Annotated in this window: 18 protein-coding genes; 13 read left to right on the top strand and 5 right to left on the bottom strand. The window is 63.6% G+C overall.

What is annotated here, in order from left to right:
- The first annotated feature begins 2 nt into the window (after nucleotides 1-2).
- On the top strand, nucleotides 3-1295 hold the full coding sequence (locus tag DVR09_RS00825) for an NADH:flavin oxidoreductase/NADH oxidase family protein (protein ID WP_115415254.1): 1293 nt from the start codon (nucleotides 3-5) through the stop codon (nucleotides 1293-1295).
- Here the strand turns inward: DVR09_RS00825 and pyk are convergent.
- On the bottom strand, nucleotides 1292-2758 hold the full coding sequence (pyk, locus tag DVR09_RS00820) for a pyruvate kinase (protein WP_115415253.1): 1467 nt from the start codon (nucleotides 2756-2758) through the stop codon (nucleotides 1292-1294). The two genes, DVR09_RS00825 and pyk, sit on opposite strands and share 4 nt — an antisense overlap.
- 49 nt (nucleotides 2759-2807) lie before the next feature.
- On the opposite strand from pyk, the gene DVR09_RS00815 reads away from it, so the two are divergent.
- From DVR09_RS00815 to DVR09_RS00805, 3 genes are all read left to right on the top strand, one after another.
- Nucleotides 2808-3128, top strand: coding sequence for a DUF1244 domain-containing protein (locus DVR09_RS00815; RefSeq protein WP_115417703.1), 321 nt, complete (start codon nucleotides 2808-2810; stop codon nucleotides 3126-3128).
- Nucleotides 3129-3229: 101 nt separating this feature from the next.
- Nucleotides 3230-3466 carry a DUF2312 domain-containing protein gene (locus tag DVR09_RS00810; RefSeq protein ID WP_006833088.1) on the top strand — a complete coding sequence of 79 codons (237 nt, stop codon included), beginning with the start codon at nucleotides 3230-3232 and terminating at the stop codon, nucleotides 3464-3466.
- 119 nt (nucleotides 3467-3585) lie between these two features.
- Nucleotides 3586-3903, top strand: coding sequence for a heavy metal-binding domain-containing protein (locus DVR09_RS00805; protein ID WP_115417702.1), 318 nt, complete (start codon nucleotides 3586-3588; stop codon nucleotides 3901-3903).
- A gap of 1 nt (nucleotide 3904) precedes the next feature.
- Here the strand turns inward: DVR09_RS00805 and DVR09_RS00800 are convergent, their stop codons facing one another.
- Nucleotides 3905-4687, bottom strand: a complete 783-nt coding sequence (locus DVR09_RS00800; protein ID WP_115415252.1) for a CPBP family glutamic-type intramembrane protease — start codon at nucleotides 4685-4687, stop codon at nucleotides 3905-3907.
- Between the two features lie 71 nt (nucleotides 4688-4758).
- Between DVR09_RS00800 and DVR09_RS00795 the strand changes: the two genes are divergently transcribed.
- Both DVR09_RS00795 and ruvC read left to right on the top strand, forming a co-directional pair.
- On the top strand, nucleotides 4759-5505 hold the full coding sequence (locus DVR09_RS00795) for a YebC/PmpR family DNA-binding transcriptional regulator (RefSeq protein WP_115415251.1): 747 nt from the start codon (nucleotides 4759-4761) through the stop codon (nucleotides 5503-5505).
- Between the two features lie 123 nt (nucleotides 5506-5628).
- Nucleotides 5629-6102: a crossover junction endodeoxyribonuclease RuvC gene (gene ruvC / locus DVR09_RS00790; RefSeq protein WP_115415250.1), complete on the top strand. Its 474-nt coding sequence runs from the start codon at nucleotides 5629-5631 to the stop codon at nucleotides 6100-6102.
- Nucleotides 6103-6329: 227 nt separating this feature from the next.
- Here ruvC and DVR09_RS00785 read toward each other — a convergent pair whose 3' ends face one another.
- On the bottom strand, nucleotides 6330-6440 hold the full coding sequence (locus DVR09_RS00785; protein ID WP_115415249.1) for an enoyl-CoA hydratase: 111 nt from the start codon (nucleotides 6438-6440) through the stop codon (nucleotides 6330-6332).
- Between the two features lie 372 nt (nucleotides 6441-6812).
- On the opposite strand from DVR09_RS00785, the gene DVR09_RS00780 reads away from it, so the two are divergent.
- Nucleotides 6813-7160 (top strand): ArsC family reductase, encoded by a 348-nt coding sequence (locus DVR09_RS00780; protein ID WP_115415248.1) that lies wholly within the window; start codon nucleotides 6813-6815, stop codon nucleotides 7158-7160.
- Nucleotides 7139-8173, top strand: a complete 1035-nt coding sequence (locus DVR09_RS00775) for a glycerophosphodiester phosphodiesterase family protein (RefSeq protein WP_115415247.1) — start codon at nucleotides 7139-7141, stop codon at nucleotides 8171-8173. Before DVR09_RS00780 ends, DVR09_RS00775 begins: the two co-directional genes overlap by 22 nt.
- On the opposite strand, the gene ubiG is transcribed toward DVR09_RS00775, so the two are convergent.
- Nucleotides 8154-8924, bottom strand: coding sequence for a bifunctional 2-polyprenyl-6-hydroxyphenol methylase/3-demethylubiquinol 3-O-methyltransferase UbiG (gene ubiG, locus DVR09_RS00770; protein ID WP_115415246.1), 771 nt, complete (start codon nucleotides 8922-8924; stop codon nucleotides 8154-8156). The two genes, DVR09_RS00775 and ubiG, sit on opposite strands and share 20 nt — an antisense overlap.
- A 53-nt stretch (nucleotides 8925-8977) precedes the next feature.
- Here ubiG and DVR09_RS00765 point away from each other — a divergent pair, with 53 nt between their 5' ends.
- From DVR09_RS00765 to purU, 4 genes are all read left to right on the top strand, one after another.
- Nucleotides 8978-10258, top strand: a complete 1281-nt coding sequence (locus tag DVR09_RS00765; RefSeq protein WP_115415245.1) for an aspartate kinase — start codon at nucleotides 8978-8980, stop codon at nucleotides 10256-10258.
- The gene (gene purT / locus DVR09_RS00760; protein WP_115415244.1) at nucleotides 10255-11415 is read left to right on the top strand and encodes a formate-dependent phosphoribosylglycinamide formyltransferase; all 1161 of its coding nucleotides are present in this window, start codon (nucleotides 10255-10257) and stop codon (nucleotides 11413-11415) included. Before DVR09_RS00765 ends, purT begins: the two co-directional genes overlap by 4 nt.
- 48 nt (nucleotides 11416-11463) lie before the next feature.
- Nucleotides 11464-12480: an NAD(P)H-dependent flavin oxidoreductase gene (locus DVR09_RS00755; RefSeq protein WP_115415243.1), complete on the top strand. Its 1017-nt coding sequence runs from the start codon at nucleotides 11464-11466 to the stop codon at nucleotides 12478-12480.
- Nucleotides 12481-12584: 104 nt separating this feature from the next.
- Nucleotides 12585-13439, top strand: a complete 855-nt coding sequence (gene purU / locus DVR09_RS00750) for a formyltetrahydrofolate deformylase (protein WP_115415242.1) — start codon at nucleotides 12585-12587, stop codon at nucleotides 13437-13439.
- Here purU and DVR09_RS00745 read toward each other — a convergent pair whose 3' ends face one another.
- Complete coding sequence (locus DVR09_RS00745) at nucleotides 13440-15545, bottom strand: PQQ-dependent dehydrogenase, methanol/ethanol family (protein ID WP_115417701.1); 2106 nt, start codon at nucleotides 15543-15545, stop codon at nucleotides 13440-13442.
- 230 nt (nucleotides 15546-15775) lie between these two features.
- Between DVR09_RS00745 and DVR09_RS00740 the strand changes: the two genes are divergently transcribed.
- Nucleotides 15776-16783, top strand: a complete 1008-nt coding sequence (locus tag DVR09_RS00740; RefSeq protein ID WP_115415241.1) for an SPFH domain-containing protein — start codon at nucleotides 15776-15778, stop codon at nucleotides 16781-16783.

Raw genomic sequence — 16783 nt, 5'->3', positions numbered from 1 at the left:
AAATGGCCGTCACGCTCGCTTCGGAACTGCAATTGCCGTGCGGGGCGGCGCTCCCCAACCGGATAGCCAAGGCGGCGATGACCGAAGGCCTGGCGACGCCCGACGGCAAGCCCACGCCCGAACTCGAGCGGTTGTACGGGATTTGGTCCGATGGCGGCGCGGGCATGCTCTTGTCGGGCAATATTATCGTCGACAAGGACCATCTCGAGCGTCCCGGAAATGTCGTTATCGAGGCGGAACCCGATGCCGACATGAAGGCCCGGCTGGCCAGCTGGGCGGAGGCGGCCACGCGCAACGGCAATCATTTCTGGGCGCAGATCAGCCATGGCGGAAGGCAGACCCAGAAGCTGGTCAATCCGCACCCCAAATCGTCCTCCGACGTCCAGCTCGCGCTTCCCGGCGGACAGTTCGCCAAGCCAACGCCGCTGACGAAAGACGAGATCGCCGATCTCGTCCGGCGCTGGGCGATTGCCGCGAAGGCCTGTCAGGAGGCGGGTTTTACCGGCGTCCAGATCCACGGCGCGCACGGCTACCTGATTTCGCAATTCCTCTCGCCGCGCGTGAACCTGCGCACTGATAAGTACGGCGGCAGCCTGGAAAATCGTGCGCGCTTTCTGCTTGAGATCGTTGCGGCAGTGCGCACCGCCGTGGGGCCGGACTTCCCGATTTCGGTCAAGCTCAACAGCGCCGATTTCCAGCAGGGCGGCTTCGATTTCGGGGACAGCCTGCAAGTTGTTCAATGGCTCGAGACGGCCTCGGTCGATCTGATCGAGATATCGGGGGGCACTTACGAACAGCCCAAGCTGATGGGCGTCGAGGGCATGGAAGAGGAAGAAGTGCAGAATGTCGCCCCGTCGACCGCTGCGCGCGAGGCCTATTTCGTCGATTTCGCCAAGGCCATGCAGGCCGAGGTTGCAGTCCCGCTGATGGTCACCGGTGGCTTCCGCACCCGCGCCGCGATGGAGCAGGCGCTGGCCAGCGGCGCGGCGGATGTGATCGGTCTCGGCCGCCCGCTATGCGTCGATACCGATGCACCAAACGCGCTGTTTGGCGGTGCGGAGGAACTTGTCCGCTACGAAGACGATCTCGACCTGCTGCCGCCTTGGCTCCGCTTTCTGAAACGCTTCCAAATGGTGAAGGCAATCAATGGCTTTGCCGGAATCTACTGGTTCTATCAGCAGCTCTGGATGCTCGGCCATGAGAGCCGCGTTGACCGGGGATTTCCGGTGATGAAGGCCTTCCGCCTCGTCGATGCGCGCAACAAGCGCATCATGAAGGAGCGTGTCGCGCCTTAGCCCCCGTGCTTGTCCAGTTCGTCGCCGCTCACGGTGACGACGTGAAGCAGGTTGGTCGAGCCGGGCGTGCCGAAGGGGACGCCGGCCAGCGCGATAAGCTTGCTGCCCGCTTCGCTGAAGCCATGGCGCAGGGCCATGCGCTTACCCTTGGCGATCATCTCTTCGAAGCTGCCGATGTCCTTGGTCGCTACTGCATGCGCGCCCCATAACAGGCCAAGGCGGCGGGCGGTCTTCATGCTGGGGGTGAGGACCAGCATCGGCACGCTGGGCCGCTCGCGCGCGACGCGGCGGGCGGTCGAACCCGATCCCGTAAAGACGGTAATCGCGCTCACGGGAACCGTGTCGGCCACGGTCATGCAGGCATGGGCCAGCGCATCCGCCGTGGTGGAATCGGGCGGAGTATCGAGCAGGCGCACGCGTTCGAGATAGGCTTCGTCGCGTTCCACCTGATGCGTTATGCGATGCATGATGGTTACGGCCTCTTCGGGCCAGTCGCCCGCCGCCGTCTCGGCGCTCAACATTACGCAATCGGCGCCGTCATAGACCGCATTGGCGACGTCCGACACTTCGGCCCGGGTCGGCGCAGGGCTTTCGATCATGCTTTCCAGCATCTGCGTCGCAACGATCACCGGCTTGCCCTTGAGGCGCGCTTTGTTGACGATCTTTTTCTGCAGCGGGGGGACTTCCTGCGGTTCCAGCTCGACGCCGAGATCGCCGCGCGCAACCATGATACCGTCGCTCATATCGATGATCTCGTCGAGCCGGTGCACTGCCATCGGCTTTTCTATCTTGGCGCACAGCGCGCCGTAGCCGCCCATCAGCTTGCGCGCTTCGGCAAGGTCTTCAGGGCGCTGGACGAAAGACAGGCCAATCCAGTCTACGCCTTGCTGAATGGCGAAGGCGAGGTCCTTGCGGTCCTTGTCGGTCAAGGCAGGGATCGGCACTTCGGCATCGGGCACGTTGACGCCCTTGCGATCGGAAATGACCCCGCCGACCTCTGCCGAGCACAGGATCTTGTCAGTGTTGGCGCTGATCACCCTAAGGCGGATCTTGCCATCGTTGATTAGCAGCCGCTGCCCTTTCTCGAGCAATCCGAACAGCTCGGGATGGGGCAGTTCGACGCGCGTGTCGTCGCCTGGTTCTGGATTGCGGTCCAGCGTGAAGTGGCCCGAATGGCGGATCACCGCTTGTCCGTCCTTGAACTTGCCTACGCGCAGCTTGGGACCCTGCAAATCGGCGAGGATCGCGATCGGGCGCATGAATTTTTTCTCGAGCGCACGGATAGCGGCGATGGTCTGACCGTGATCGGCATGTTCGCCGTGGCTCATGTTCACACGGAAGGCATCCACCCCTGCCTTGAACAGGCGGGCGAGCATTTCAGGCGAGCGGCTGGCGGGGCCGACAGTGGCGAGGATCTTGACCTTGCGGCCGCGCGGGTCGAGCTTTGGTGCGGGTTCTGCCATGGAAATCGGCTATGGCAGCGGTGTGCGACAAAGCAAGGACGATGAAACGATGACTACGAATGCAAACGACCCGCTTGACGAACTCGAGGATGCCGTAGCGGCGGCGGCGTTCCGGCGCCTGGTGCGCCATCTGCGCCACCGCCACGATGCGCAGAATATCGAGCTGATGGGGCTGGCGGGTTTCTGTCGCAATTGCCTTGCCGACTGGATCCGCGAGGCAGGCTATGCGGGCGACAAAGATGCGGCGCGCGAGCTCATCCATGGAATGCCGATGGATGAATGGAAGGCAACCCGCCAGAGCCCCGCTACGGAAGAGCAGATCGCGGCAATGGAAGCCAGTCTCACGCGGAACAAGGCTGACTTGCGCTAGGGGAAATTATCGAAAAGGGCGGTTTCGCCTGCAGTCGGGCGGCGCTATCGCACTTGCCTCTCGCCTACGGGCGATTCTCACATCACCGGAGTTTGCATTTCATGGCCGAAGCCACCGACGACCGCCTGCGCCTGCTGATCGAGCGCATCGAACGCCTCGAGGAAGAGAAGAAGGGCATCGCCGACGACATCCGCGACGTTTATGCCGAAGCCAAGGCGGTCGGCTACGATACCAAGATCATGCGCCAGATCATCAAGTTGCGGAAGATGAAGCCCGACGAGCGCAGCGAGCAGGAAACCATCCTCGACACCTATAAGGCCGCGCTCGGCATGGGCTGAGCCCGGCCGGTGCTCTCGCCTGCGGGGTTGAATCTGGCTGGGTGTGATCTATCTATGTAACACACTCGGCAGTGAGGAGAGTAGAGACCATGCCCGGCCCCTGGAAAGACGCCCGCGGGATCATTGTTACGACCACACCGACGATCGAGGGGCGGCCGATTCAGGATTATCTCGGCATCGTCACCGGCGAGGTGATCGTCGGGGCGAACCTGTTCCGTGATCTGTTCGCCAATATCCGCGACATCGTCGGCGGGCGTTCGGGCAGTTACGAACGCATTCTCGCCGATGCGCGCGAGCAGGCGATCCAGGAACTGCAGGCCGAATGCGGCGCGCGCGGCGGGAATGCCGTAGTCGGTATCGACCTCGATTACGAGGTGATCGGCGATACGGGCTCGATGCTGATGGTTTCCGCCAGCGGGACGGCGGTCAAGATCTGATCTAGGCTCCGCTGCTCGCGAGCAAAACCAGCGAGATGAAAGCGCCATTGTGGAGGGCATGCAGCATAATGCTTGCCCACAAGCCATAATGCACGCGCAGATAGCCGAGCATGGTGCCGGTCACGAGCTGCGGCAGTACGAGTGGCAGCGCCGTGGCCATCTGATCGGCTGGAAAGTTGAACAGATGGACAAGCGAGAAAGCCAGCGTGCTGGCCCAGAAAAACAGCGGAAAACACCGCTGGAACCATCTCATGGCCTCGCGTCGGCGTAGCAGATAAAGCGCCACCAGTGCCAGCAGCGCGCCACCCAATGTGCCTAGTGCCATGGCGGCGAGCCCGGTTTCCAGCGCATCCGCGCCGTAAGAAAAGCCAGCCGCGCTCAGCAGTAGCGTAGCGGATAGGCCGCCGCCCACGAGCGCGACCAAGGCGAGCAGATGCCCCGGTCGCCCCGATAGCCAGCCACGAAATGCGATTTCTTCTGCCAGGGGCGCCACAACCACCACCGCGAAAACGATACCTGGTCCGATGTCCATTCCGGCCAGCGCCGTTTCGGGCATGTCGACACCCGTCGCGATGACGATCCCGGCGATTGCCAGCAATCCGCTCATCACGAGCAGGTCGAGAGCGAACAGGCGCAGCACCGCGATCAGGCCTGCCACCTGTGGCAGGGGCGCACGTGTCGGCAGGACCGGACGCCGGAGGAAGCCGAGGAACCGGCTCCATTCGCCCCGCATGGTCATGGCAGGCGTCACCGCGCTCTCGCCACTTGTCGTGATTGCATCCATGCGGCTAAGGCGACCCCCAAGATTCTCTCGCGAGAATACGTCCAACCATCTCAGCTACGCAAAGCGAAACCATGGCCGGCCATTCCAAGTTCAAGAACATCATGCATCGCAAGGGCGCGCAGGACAAGAAGCGCTCGAACCTGTTTTCCAAGCTCAGCCGCGAAATCACCGTGGCCGCGAAGATGGGCATGCCCGACCCGGATATGAACCCGCGCCTGCGCCTGGCCGTCAACAACGCCAAGGCGCAGTCGATGCCGAAGGACAACATCCAGCGCGCGATCGACAAGGCGACCAGCGGCGATGACGAGAATTACGAAGAGGTCCGCTACGAAGGCTACGGCCCGGGCGGAAGCGCCATTATCGTCGAGGCGCTGACCGACAACCGCAACCGCACCGCCACTGCCGTACGCACTGCCTTTTCGAAGAATGGCGGCAATCTCGGCACCGAAGGTTCGGTCGCGCACGGATTCGAACGCCTCGGTTTCATTTTCTACCCGGCCGATGCGGGCGACGAGGAAAAGGTCCTCGAAGCCGCGATGGAAGCGGGCGCGGACGATATCTCGTCCTCCGAAGACGGTCATGAGATCTGGACTGCGGCGGAAGATCTGCACCAGGTCGCCGGCGATCTTGAGAAGACGCTTGGCGAAGCCGAGACGGTCAAGCTCGCATGGAAACCCAACCTCACCGTCGAAATGGACGAGAAGGGTGCCGGAACCCTGCTCAAGCTGATCGACGCGCTCGAGGATGACGACGATGTTCAGACCGTCTGGGGCAATTACGACATCTCCGACGAGGTGATGGACAAGGTCGGCGGATAGGACCTTTCGCTATGCGCTTGCGGGATTGGCTCCTAGCCTCGGTTTTGGGCGGAGCTTTCCTGCTGGCACTTGCCTGGCGGCTCGGCTTCATGATCGGCCTGCCCGAGTGGTAGGGGAACGCCCATGATCATTCTTGGCCTTGATCCCTCGCTGAGTTGCACCGGCTGGGGTGTGATCCGGGCCGAGGGCTCGCGCATCGCGCATGTCGCCAACGGACAGGTTCCGACCGATCCGAAGGCGCCGATGGCCGAACGGCTGGCCATGCTGCATGAGGCCTTGGCGGAGGTCATCGCCACGCATCGGCCCGATCGGGCGGCTGCCGAAGAGATCTTCGTCAACAAGAACCCGCAATCGACGCTCAAGCTCGCGCAGGCGCGGGGCGCCGTACTGGCAGCATGCGGTGGAGCGGGGCTGGTGGTGAATGAACACGCCGCGCGGCTGGTCAAGAAATCGGTGGTCGGCACGGGCGGGGCGGACAAAACGCAGATCCAGGCCATGCTCAAGATTCTGCTGCCCGGCGCAATGATTGCCGGGGCCGATGCCGCCGATGCGCTGGCGGTGGCGATTGCCGATGCGCATCTGGCTCCGAAGCGCTAGCGCAAAACGCAGGGCTCGAACGGTTGCGCCATGTCCGTGCGCGGCTTCTGGCCTCGATCAGGCAAAAGCGGCCGGGCTCGCCGGGATGATCGCCGTCGCGAACAGCGCGGTGGAGATCGCGATCGAGAAGGCTGCGGCGTAAAGGCTGCGACTGGCGAAGGTGAACATGGCTGAGGTCCTTTCGTGCCGGGAGATGCCGAGGTGGATTCCGGCCTTTCGCGATCGAATTAAGCGAAGACTGCCGGGCTGGCGGGAACGATGGCGGTTGCGAACAGCACTGCCGAAACCGTGATGGCGAAAGCGGCGGCGAAGACGTTCTGGTTGGTCGAGGCGAACATGGTGCATTTCCTTCCGTTTTACGTGTCGGCGAGTTTGTCTTGCCGGATGCCAGAAGGATTGCAGGAGCCGTGCCAAATCCGGGAAACCGCAGAAAACGGGGAATTCATTGCCAATGGGGCAGCTTGCCATAGAGGCGAAATCCCCAAGGTTGGGAGAAAATCCCAACTGGTGGGATCGATGTTTGTCGGGGCGTCATTTGTCCGTACCGTTCGTGTCATTCCGCCCTGTCCCGCCGCGATCCAACAAGTTAATGACACGCGCATGCGGCTGCGATTCCTTGCTCCAGAGCCTTGGACCTTCGGCCCTTTCGACCCCGGCGCTTTTCCCGCCCGGGTCGCCTGCCCGGTGTTTCAAACTTCAGGACAAGCAACTTGACCATCCATATCTTCGGCATCCCCAATTGCGACACCGTCAAGAAGGCGCGCAAATGGCTCGACGCGCGGGAGCTCGACTATGTCTTTCACGACTACAAGAAGGAAGGTGCCGATTCCGCGAGGCTCGCCGAATGGATCGAGGCCGAGGGTGTCGATACCGTGCTCAACCGCCGCGGCACAACCTGGCGCGGGCTGCCGGAGGAGGAGAAGGCCGATGTCGATGCGGCCAAGGCCGTCAAATTGCTGCAAGATAACCCTTCCATGATCAAACGACCCGTCGTCGAACATGACGGCACCCTGCTGGTCGGTTTCAAGGAAGACGAATGGTCCGCGCACTTCTCCTGATCCTTGCGGCGCTGGCCGTCCCATCGGCGGCAGCGGCGACGGCGCAGGACTTCATAGTGATCGCGCATCGCGGGGCCAGCGGCGAACGGCCCGAGCATACGCTGGCGGCCTATGAGCGCGCGATCGATCAGGGGGCGGATTACATCGAGCCCGATCTGGTGGCCACGAAGGACATGCAGCTCGTCGCCCGGCACGAAACCGAGATTGGCGAAACGACCGATGTCGCGAGCCGCGAGGAGTTTGCCGATCGCAAGCGCTCGAAGACGATAGAGAGGCGGCTGGTCACTGGATGGTTCGCCGAGGACTTCACGCTCGCCGAATTGCGCAGCCTGCGCGTGCGCGAGCGGCTGCCGGGCCTGCGCCCCGGCAATGCGCGTTTCGACGGCCTCTATCAGATCCCTACTTTTGAGGAGATCGCCGCACTGGTACGGGCAAAAGAGGCCGAGACCGGCAGGCGGATCGGCATCTATCCGGAATTGAAGCACCCGACCTGGCTGTTCCAAGAGGCAGGAATCGATACGGTCGATCTGCTCGCCACCGCCCTGCGCAAGGCCGATCTCGACGATGCGGACGATCTGGTCTTCGTGCAAGTCTTCGAGGTCGGGCCGCTCAAGCGGTTGAATGCGCTGGTCGAAACCCCTCTTGTGCTGCTGATTTCATCCCAAGGCGGCCCCTATGACGAACCCGCGACGAGCTGGGCTGATATACTGACTCCTTCGGGTCTTACCGAAGTGGCGGGCTATGCCGATGGAATTGGTCCGCATCTCGGCCATGTTCTGTCAGCCGATGGCACTTCGACAGGCCTTGTCGGTGACGCGCATGCGGTGGGTCTAAAGGTTCATCCCTGGACGCTGCGTAAGGAGAACGCCTTCCTCCCGCCCGCGCTACGCCGTGGGGCTGGGCAGGGCGCGGCGGGCGATCTTGGCACGCTCGCGCGCATGGTGCGCGCCTCGGGCGCCGATGGCGTATTTACCGACGATCCCGCGCTGGTGCTCAGCGCGCTCGGGCGGTGACGATATAGTTCAGCGATAGATCGCCGGACAGGTGCAGGCCCTTGGTGGGCGAAAAGCCGATGCCTTTCGGATCACCCATTTCGAGCCCGGCTTCGTCGAGCAGTTCGCCCAGTTCTTCGGGCGCGATGAAATCGTCCCAGTGATGCGTGCCCTTGGGAATCAGCCCGATGCCTTCCGCGGCGCCGATCATCAGCAGACGCGACTGCGGCGTGCGGTTGGGAGTGGAAAGGACCATAAGCCCGCCGGGCGCCAGCTTCTCCGCGAGCGCAGCGACGAAGGCCCGTTTGTCGGCGACATGCTCGATCACCTCCATCGCGGTGACGAGATCGAAGGTGTCGATGTCGAGGCCGCCGATCTCGCCCGCGATATAGCGGATATCGAGCCCCGTGCCTTCCGCATGAAGCGCGGCGGCCGCGACATTCTCCGGTGCGGCATCGACCCCCGTCACCTCAGCCCCCAGCCGTGTGAGTGGTTCGCATAGCAGGCCCGCACCGCAGCCGACATCGAGCGCGCTCTTTCCGGTAAGCGGGTTGCGCGCCTCGATATCGACCGCCCAATGCAGGTCGATCGCTTCGCGCAGGAACTTGAGACGCACCGGGTTGAGCCGGTGGAGCATGGCGGACGAGCCCTTCGGGTCCCACCAGTCCTTGGCCAGCCTGCCGAAATGCGCGGCCTCGTCGGGCCGGATCGTTGGGCCGGAATTTGTGCTGGCCGAAGTATTGCTACTCGGCTGCGTGGTTGCATCGCTCATGCGCTCTGGCTAGCAGCCGTATCCCGGTAATTCCAGCACGGAGACCCCAGCGCTTGGCCCGTATCGTGATGAAATTCGGCGGCACCTCCATGGCGGGGACCGAGCGCATTCGGCGCGTGGCGAATATCGTGCGCAAACAGGCGGCGCGCGGGCACGAGGTCGCGGTGGTGGTTTCCGCAATGGCGGGCGAGACCGATCGGCTGGTCAATTTCTGCCGCGAGGCCAATGCGCTCTACGATCCGGCGGAATACGACGTGGTCGTCGCCAGCGGTGAGCAGGTGACCAGCGGTCTGCTGGCGCTCACACTGCAATCGCTGGGCTGCAAGGCGCGCAGTTGGCTCGGCTGGCAACTGCCCGTGCGCACGGTCGAAAGCCATTCCAAAGCGCGTGTCGAGACGATCGATTCCCCGGCACTGATCGAAGCGCTTGAAGCAGGCGAGATCGCCGTCATTCCCGGGTTCCAGGGTGTCTCCGAACTGAACCGTATCACCACCATGGGGCGTGGTGGGTCGGACACATCGGCGGTGGCCGTTGCGGCGGCGATCAAGGCCGATCGCTGCGACATCTACACCGACGTCGACGGCGTCTACACCACCGACCCGCGCATCGTCGCCAAGGCGAAGAAGCAGAAGGCGGTGACCTATGAAGAAATGCTCGAGCTCGCGAGCGTGGGGGCCAAAGTGCTCCAGACGCGCTCGGTCGGGCTTGCGATGAAAGAGGGCGTGCGCGTGCAGGTTCTCTCAAGCTTCGTCGGCGAGGATGCCATCCCTGCCGACGAATACCCCGGCACGATGATCGTGTCGGAGGAAGAAATGAACGAACTGGTGGAGAAGGGCGATATGGAACGCCAGCACGTGACCGGCATCGCGCATGACAAGAACGAGGCCAAGGTGATCCTCACCCGCGTGCCCGACAAGCCCGGCGCGGTGGCCCATATCTTCGAGCCCCTGGCAGCGGCCAGCATCAATGTCGATATGATCATCCAGAACGTCGGCCGCGACAAGGGTGAGACCGACGTGACCTTTACCGTTCCGCAGGCCGACCTCGCGCGTGCGCAGGCGCTGCTTGAGGATAAGCGCGAGGATATCGGTTACAACCGCCTGATTACCGACAGCAAGATCGCCAAGATCAGCGTCGTCGGCGTGGGGATGAAAAGCCATGCGGGCGTCGCCAGCACGATGTTCTCTGCCCTGGCCGATCGCGGGATCAACATCCAGGCGATCACCACCAGCGAGATCAAGGTCAGCGTGCTGATCGACGAGGACGAAACCGAACTGGCGGTTCGCGTGCTGCACACAGCATATGGCTTGGATGCCGCGGACGAGGCGGCGTGAGCCACACTGCGAGAATCCTTCTGCTCGGTTCGGGCGAGCTGGGGCGCGAATTCGTGATCTCGGCCAAGCGGCTCGGGGCCTATGTGATCGCCTGCGATTCCTATGACCACGCGCCTGCGATGCAGCTTGCCGATGCGCGCGAAGTGTTCTCCATGCTCGATGGCGAGAAGCTGCGCGAGGCGGCCGAGAAGCACCGGCCCGACTATATCGTGCCCGAAATCGAGGCGATCCGAACCTCGGTGCTGGCCGAACTGGAGGAGGAGGGCTTTACCGTCGTCCCCTCGGCGCGGGCGGCGCAGCTGACGATGAACCGCGATGCCATCCGCGACCTCGCGGCGAACGAGCTGGGCCTCGTCACCTCGAAATACCGCTATGCCAAGAACCTGGAAGAGGTGAGGGCCGCTGCGAAGCACACCGGGTTTCCCTGTGTGATCAAGCCGGTCATGTCGTCGAGCGGCAAGGGCCAGTCGACCGTGCGCCGCGAAGAGGATTTGGAGGCGGCCTGGGACTATGCTCACGCCAATATGCGCGGCGACCGGCAGCGGGTAATCGTCGAGCAATTTGTCGATTTCGACTACGAAATCACTCTGTTGACCGTGCGGCACCGAGGCGGCGTCACCTTCTGCCCGCCCATCGGCCACCGGCAGGAGCGCGGCGATTATCAGGAAAGCTGGCAGCCGACGCCCATGTCCGATGCCGCGATCGCCAGGGCGCAGGAAATGGCGAAAACGGTGGTCGACGATCTGGGCGGCTATGGCCTGTTCGGGGTCGAGTTCTTCGTGAAGGGCGAGGAGGTGATCTTCTCCGAGCTTTCGCCGCGTCCGCACGATACCGGCATGGTGACGCTGGTCAGCCAGAATCTGACCGAATTCGATCTCCACGCCCGCGCGGTGATGGGCCTGCCGATCCCTGCAGAGTTGCGCGCGCGCCCCGCCGCCAGCGCCGTCATCCTTGCCGAGCGCGACAGCGCCAGCCTGTCCTATGAATGCCTCGCCGAAGCCATGGCCGATGGCGCCGATTTGCGCATCTTCGCCAAGCCGACCAGCCGCCCCTACCGCCGCATGGGTGTGGCACTGGCGAGCGCAGGCGATACCGACGAGGCCCGTCGCAAGGCGCGCGATGCGGCGCACCGGGTGCGGATCGTCTATGGCGATTGATGCATCCCGGCTTGCCGTAACGGCGAGCTGGGCTTAAGCGCCCTGCGGATGAACGACTATCCCAAGACCGCCCGCCTGATGCAGCGCGGCGCAGATTTTCTCGGCAGCGAAACCGCTATCCTGTGCGGCGCGATGAGCTGGGTGTCCGAACGCAATCTGGTTTCGGCCATTTCCAATGCGGGCGGCTTCGGCGTGATTGCCTGCGGAGCGATGACGCCCGAGCTGCTCGAGACAGAAATTGCCGAGACGCAAAAGCTGACCGACAAACCTTTCGGCGTGAACCTCATCACCATGCATCCTCAGCTTTTCGACCTTATCGAGGTCTGCGATAAGGCTGGTGTGAGCCATGTCGTGCTGGCCGGGGGCATCCCGCCCAAGGGTAGTGTCGAGGCGATCAAGGGCGGCGACCATCCGGCCAAGGTCATCTGTTTCGCACCAACCCTGGCGCTGGCGAAGAAGCTGCTGCGCTCGGGCGCCGACGCGCTGGTAATCGAGGGCATGGAAGCAGGCGGCCATATCGGCCCGGTTTCGACCAGCGTGCTGGCGCAGGAAATGCTCCCCGAACTGGCCGAGGATCACCTGATCTTCGTCGCTGGCGGTATCGGTCGCGGACAAGCCATTGCGGGCTACCTCGAAATGGGCGCGGCGGGCGTCCAGCTCGGCACGCGCTTCGCCTGCGCGTGCGAGAGCATCGCCCATCCGGACTTCAAGAAAGCCTTCTTTCGCGCCAGTGCCCGCGATGCGATTGCCAGCGTCCAGGTCGACCCGCGCCTGCCGGTAATCCCGGTGCGCGCGCTCAAGAACAAGGGCACCGAAGAGTTTACCGCCAAGCAGCGCGAAGTCGCCGCGATCCTCGACCGCGAGGACATCGCGATGGCCGAGGCCCAATTGCAGATCGAGCATTACTGGGCTGGCGCGCTCCGCCGCGCGGTTATCGATGGCGATGTCGAAAATGGCAGCCTGATGGCAGGTCAGTCTGTCGGCATGCTCAAGGAAGAAGAGCCGGTCGCGGTCATCATCGGCAAGCTGATGGCGCAAAGCGAGGAAGCGCTTACCCGGCGCTGAGGGGCCACTCGGCTGGTCCCGGATAGCTGTCCAAGTCCCTATTGCTCCGGGCCAAGCCGGATTGCGCTTGCCTTGGCAGCGGCAGTCGAGTGAGGAGGGCCACCATGACACAACCGCTGGTCCTCACACTGTCCTGCACCGACCGCCCGGGAATCACCGCGCGCGTCACAACCTTCCTGTTCGAGCGAGGCGGCAATATCCTCGAGGCGCAACAGTTCAATGACCGCGCCAGCGATGCCTTCTTCATGCGCGTCGAATTCGATCCTGGCGACACCTCGCGCGAGACGATCCGCGCCGAGTTCGCGCCGCTTGCCGACGAGTATTCGATGGACTGGAAGCTCGCGCTGCGCGACCGCCCGCGCCGTGTGCTGATCATGGTCAGCAAGTTCGACCACTGCCTCGCCGACCTGCTCTACCGCTGGCGTATCGGCGAACTGCCGATGGAGCCGGTGGCGATTGTTTCCAATCATCCGCGCGAGGCGATCGAACACACGCATCTCGGCGACATCCCTTTCCTCCACCTGCCGATCACGCGCGAGACCAAGGCCCAACAGGAAGCGCAGGTGAGAACCATCGCCGAGGACACCGACGCGGAACTGATCGTCCTGGCGCGCTACATGCAGATCCTCTCGGATGAACAGGCGGCCCATTTCGCCGGGCGCTGCATCAACATCCACCACAGTTTCCTGCCGGGGTTCAAAGGCGCCAAGCCCTATCACCAGGCCTATGAGCGCGGGGTCAAGATGATTGGGGCGAGCGCGCATTACGTCACAGCCGACCTCGACGAGGGGCCGATCATTCACCAGGACGCGGAAAGCATCGGCCATGCCGACACGCCCGACGAACTTGTTCGCAAGGGCCGCGATATCGAGAGCCGCGTGCTGGCCGAGGCTGTGCGGCTTCACCTGGAGGAGCGTGTGCTCCTCAACGGTCAGCGCACGGTGGTCTTCAGCGGCTGATCAGCGCCGCGCGACGCGATTGGCCGCGCGGGCGTTCTCCATTTCCTTGTCCTCATTGGCGCGCCTTATCACATAGGCGCGGATCGCCTCGATTTCTTCAGGCGTCAGCGAGCCCTCGAAACTGGCCATGCCGTTGCCCTGCAGCGCCCCTTCGTGGACGATCTGCTGCCAGGCCTGCCGGTTGTCGAGCGCACCCGAGCGACGTAGGTCGGGTAGCACGGTCGAACCCACCGCGCCCGGCGCATGACAGACCGAGCAATAGCGCGCGTATTTCTCGCGCCCCAACTCGATCGTGGCGGCGCTCGCACGGCTCGGCGGAGGATCGAGCGGGGCTGCCGCAAGCGCGGGTTCGGCCGGAAGTTCGGCCGTGCCGCCGATCTTGAACACGAGCAGGCGGCTGATGTTTCGCACCGGATGCATCTGGTCGATCAGTGTGCCGTCGGCGGTGAGAGCGAAAGCACCGCCCCAGCCTGCCAGCACGGCGACATATTGCTCGCCGTTCACGGTGTAGGTGATCGGCGGAGCGACCACGCCGGTCTGCGCGGCGAAGCTCCACAATTTGTTGCCGGTGGAGCTGTCATAGGCGGAAAATTCGCTGCCCGAATTGCCCTGGAAGACAAGGCCCCCGCCGGTCGCCAGCACGCCGCCGTTCCACGGGCCGGGATGCTCGACCGTCCACTTGGCCTCCTGGTTGACCGGGTCCCAGGCCAGCAGCTTGCCCTTGATGGTGCCCTGCACTTCGCGGCGGAAGCCCATATCGGGCGGCAGATCGCCGGCACCCATGTCGAAGCCGATATTGAAGCCGCGTTTGCGATCGGGCTTCCAGTCCGATTGCGGAGCATAGAGCATCGCCGCTTCGAAGGCCGGGATGTAGACGAGGTTTTCGCCCGGATGGTAGGCCATCGGGTGCCAATTGTGCCCGCCCAGCGGGCCGGGCATGACCAGCGCGGGCTGGCCGGTCACGTCCACGCGCGTTTCGGGGTTTTCGATCGGGCGACCGTTTTCGTCCATGCCTGTCGCCCAGTTGAGCGGAATATAGGGCTCGGCGCTGATAAACTCACCGGTCGCGCGGTCGAGCACGTAGAAGAACCCGTTCTTGGGCGCCTGCATCAACACCTGCCGTGTCCGCCCGTCGATCTCCATGTCGGCGAGCACGATGTGCTGCGTCGCGGTGTAGTCCCAGGTCTCGCCCGGTGTGGTCTGGTAGTGCCAGACATATTCGCCGGTGTCGGGACGGATCGCCACAATGCTGGAAAGGTAGAGATTGTCGCCGTCGCCCGCGCCGTCTGCGCCGGGGCTGCGATAGGCGCGGTTCCACGGGCTACCGTTGCCGACGCCGAAATAGAGCAGGTCGAGTTCGGGATCGTAGGCCATCGAATCCCACACCGTGCCGCCCCCGCCGATGCCGCTCTCGCTGCCCAGCACATCGCCGCTCCAGGTCTTGGCGGCGGCTTTCAGATATTCGGGCGCGTTCTCGCCCTCGTCGCCCGGCACAGTGTAGAACCGCCACAGCTCGTCGCCATCCTCGGCGTCATAGGCAGCGATATAGCCGCGCACGCCGAATTCGGCGCCGCCATTGCCGATCAGCACCTTGCCGTCGATCACGCGCGGTGCGCCGGTGATCGAATAGCTTTGCGATTGGTCGACGGTGACCTTTTCCCAAGCGACGTCGCCCGTCTCGCGGTCGAGCGCGACCAGTCGCCCGTCGAGCGTGCCGAGGAAAAGATGCTCGCCCCACGCCGCCAGTCCGCGGTTTACGACATCGCAGCAGACCTTCACGCCGGTCTCGCCGGGAACTTGTGGATCGTAGCTCCACAGCGGCGCGCCGGTGGCGGCGTCGAAGGCAAAAACCTTGCTCCATGCGCTGGTGACGTAGAGCTTGCCGTCCATCACCAGCGGCGTCGCTTCCTGTCCGCGCGCGGTGTCCATATCGGCGGACCAGGCGAGCCCCAGTTCGCCGACAGTCTCGCGGTTGATCTGGTCGAGTGGGGAATAGCGCTGTTCGGAATAGGTCTTGCCGTGCGTGATCCAGTTGGCTGGATCGTCGCCCGCATTGACCAGACGGACATTATCGATCCCGCCTTCGGTATTTTCGTTCGTCGCCATGTTGCATCCGGCCAGCGCCCCGGAAAACCCAAGCGCGGCCAGTGCCGCCCAACCGATCCCTCGCATCATCCTCTCCCCGGCGACATTTGCGTCGCTCTTCGCAACCTATCCTGACGCGCCCGCGCGGGCTTGTCCATATGGCGGCAACTTGAGGCGCAGCGCCTTGATCCGCTTTCGCTTGCCGTCAGCCCTGTGCACGCTACCATGCACGAGATCATAGGAGGGTCGAGATGCTGGGTGGTTCGCTAGTTCTGATATTGCTGGTGCTGCTGGTCGTGCTGTTCCTGATAATGGGCGTGCGCGTGGTGAAGCAGGGCTTCGTTTATACGATCGAGCGGCTGGGCAAGTTCACCATGGCGGCCGAACCGGGGCTGCACCTGATTATCCCGTTCATCGATCGCGTCGGGCACAAGATCAACATGATGGAACAGGTGCTCGATATTCCGGGTCAGGAAATCATCACGAAGGACAATGCCATGGTCGGCGTCGACGCGGTGGTGTTCTTTCAGGTGCTCGATGCGGGCAAGGCGGCCTATGAGGTGTCGGGCCTGCACAATGCGATCCTCGCGCTGACGACCACGAACCTGCGCACCGTCATGGGCTCGATGGATCTCGACGAGACGCTGTCGAAGCGCGACGAGATCAATGCCCGGCTGCTGAGCGTGGTCGATCATGCCACCTCGCCCTGGGGCATCAAGATCACCCGCGTCGAGATCAAGGACATCCGCCCGCCGGTCGATATCTCCGAGGCCATGGCGCGTCAGATGAAGGCCGAACGCCTGAAGCGCGCCGAAATCCTTGAGGCCGAAGGTGACAAGACCAGCTCGATCCTGCGCGCCGAAGGACGCAAGCAGTCCGCCATTCTCGAGGCGGAGGGCAAGCGCGAGGCCCAGTTCCGCGACGCCGAGGCGCGTGAGCGCGCGGCCGAAGCGGAAGCCAGGGCGACCGAGATGGTCTCCAATGCCATCGCTTCGTCGGGCAATCAGGCGATCAATTATTTCGTCGCGCAGGAATACACCAAGGCGGTAGGGAAATTCGCGGACAGTCCCAATGCCAAGACAATTCTGTTCCCGGTCGAAGCGACGCAACTCATCGGCTCGCTCGGCGGGATCGGCGAGCTGATCAAGGGCACGTTCGACGATGTCGAGGGCACGGTCGATACCGGCAGCCCGATCCCTCCGAGCCGCGATCCGGCGCCCGTGCGGCGGCCCAGCGTGCCGCGCTCGCGCGATAGCTAG

The organism is Erythrobacter aureus (assembly GCF_003355455.1).
GTDB classification, from domain to species: Bacteria; Pseudomonadota; Alphaproteobacteria; order Sphingomonadales; family Sphingomonadaceae; genus Qipengyuania; species Qipengyuania aurea.
Note: the sequence above shows the minus strand (reverse complement) of the source record. Positions and strands in the feature narration are given on the sequence as shown.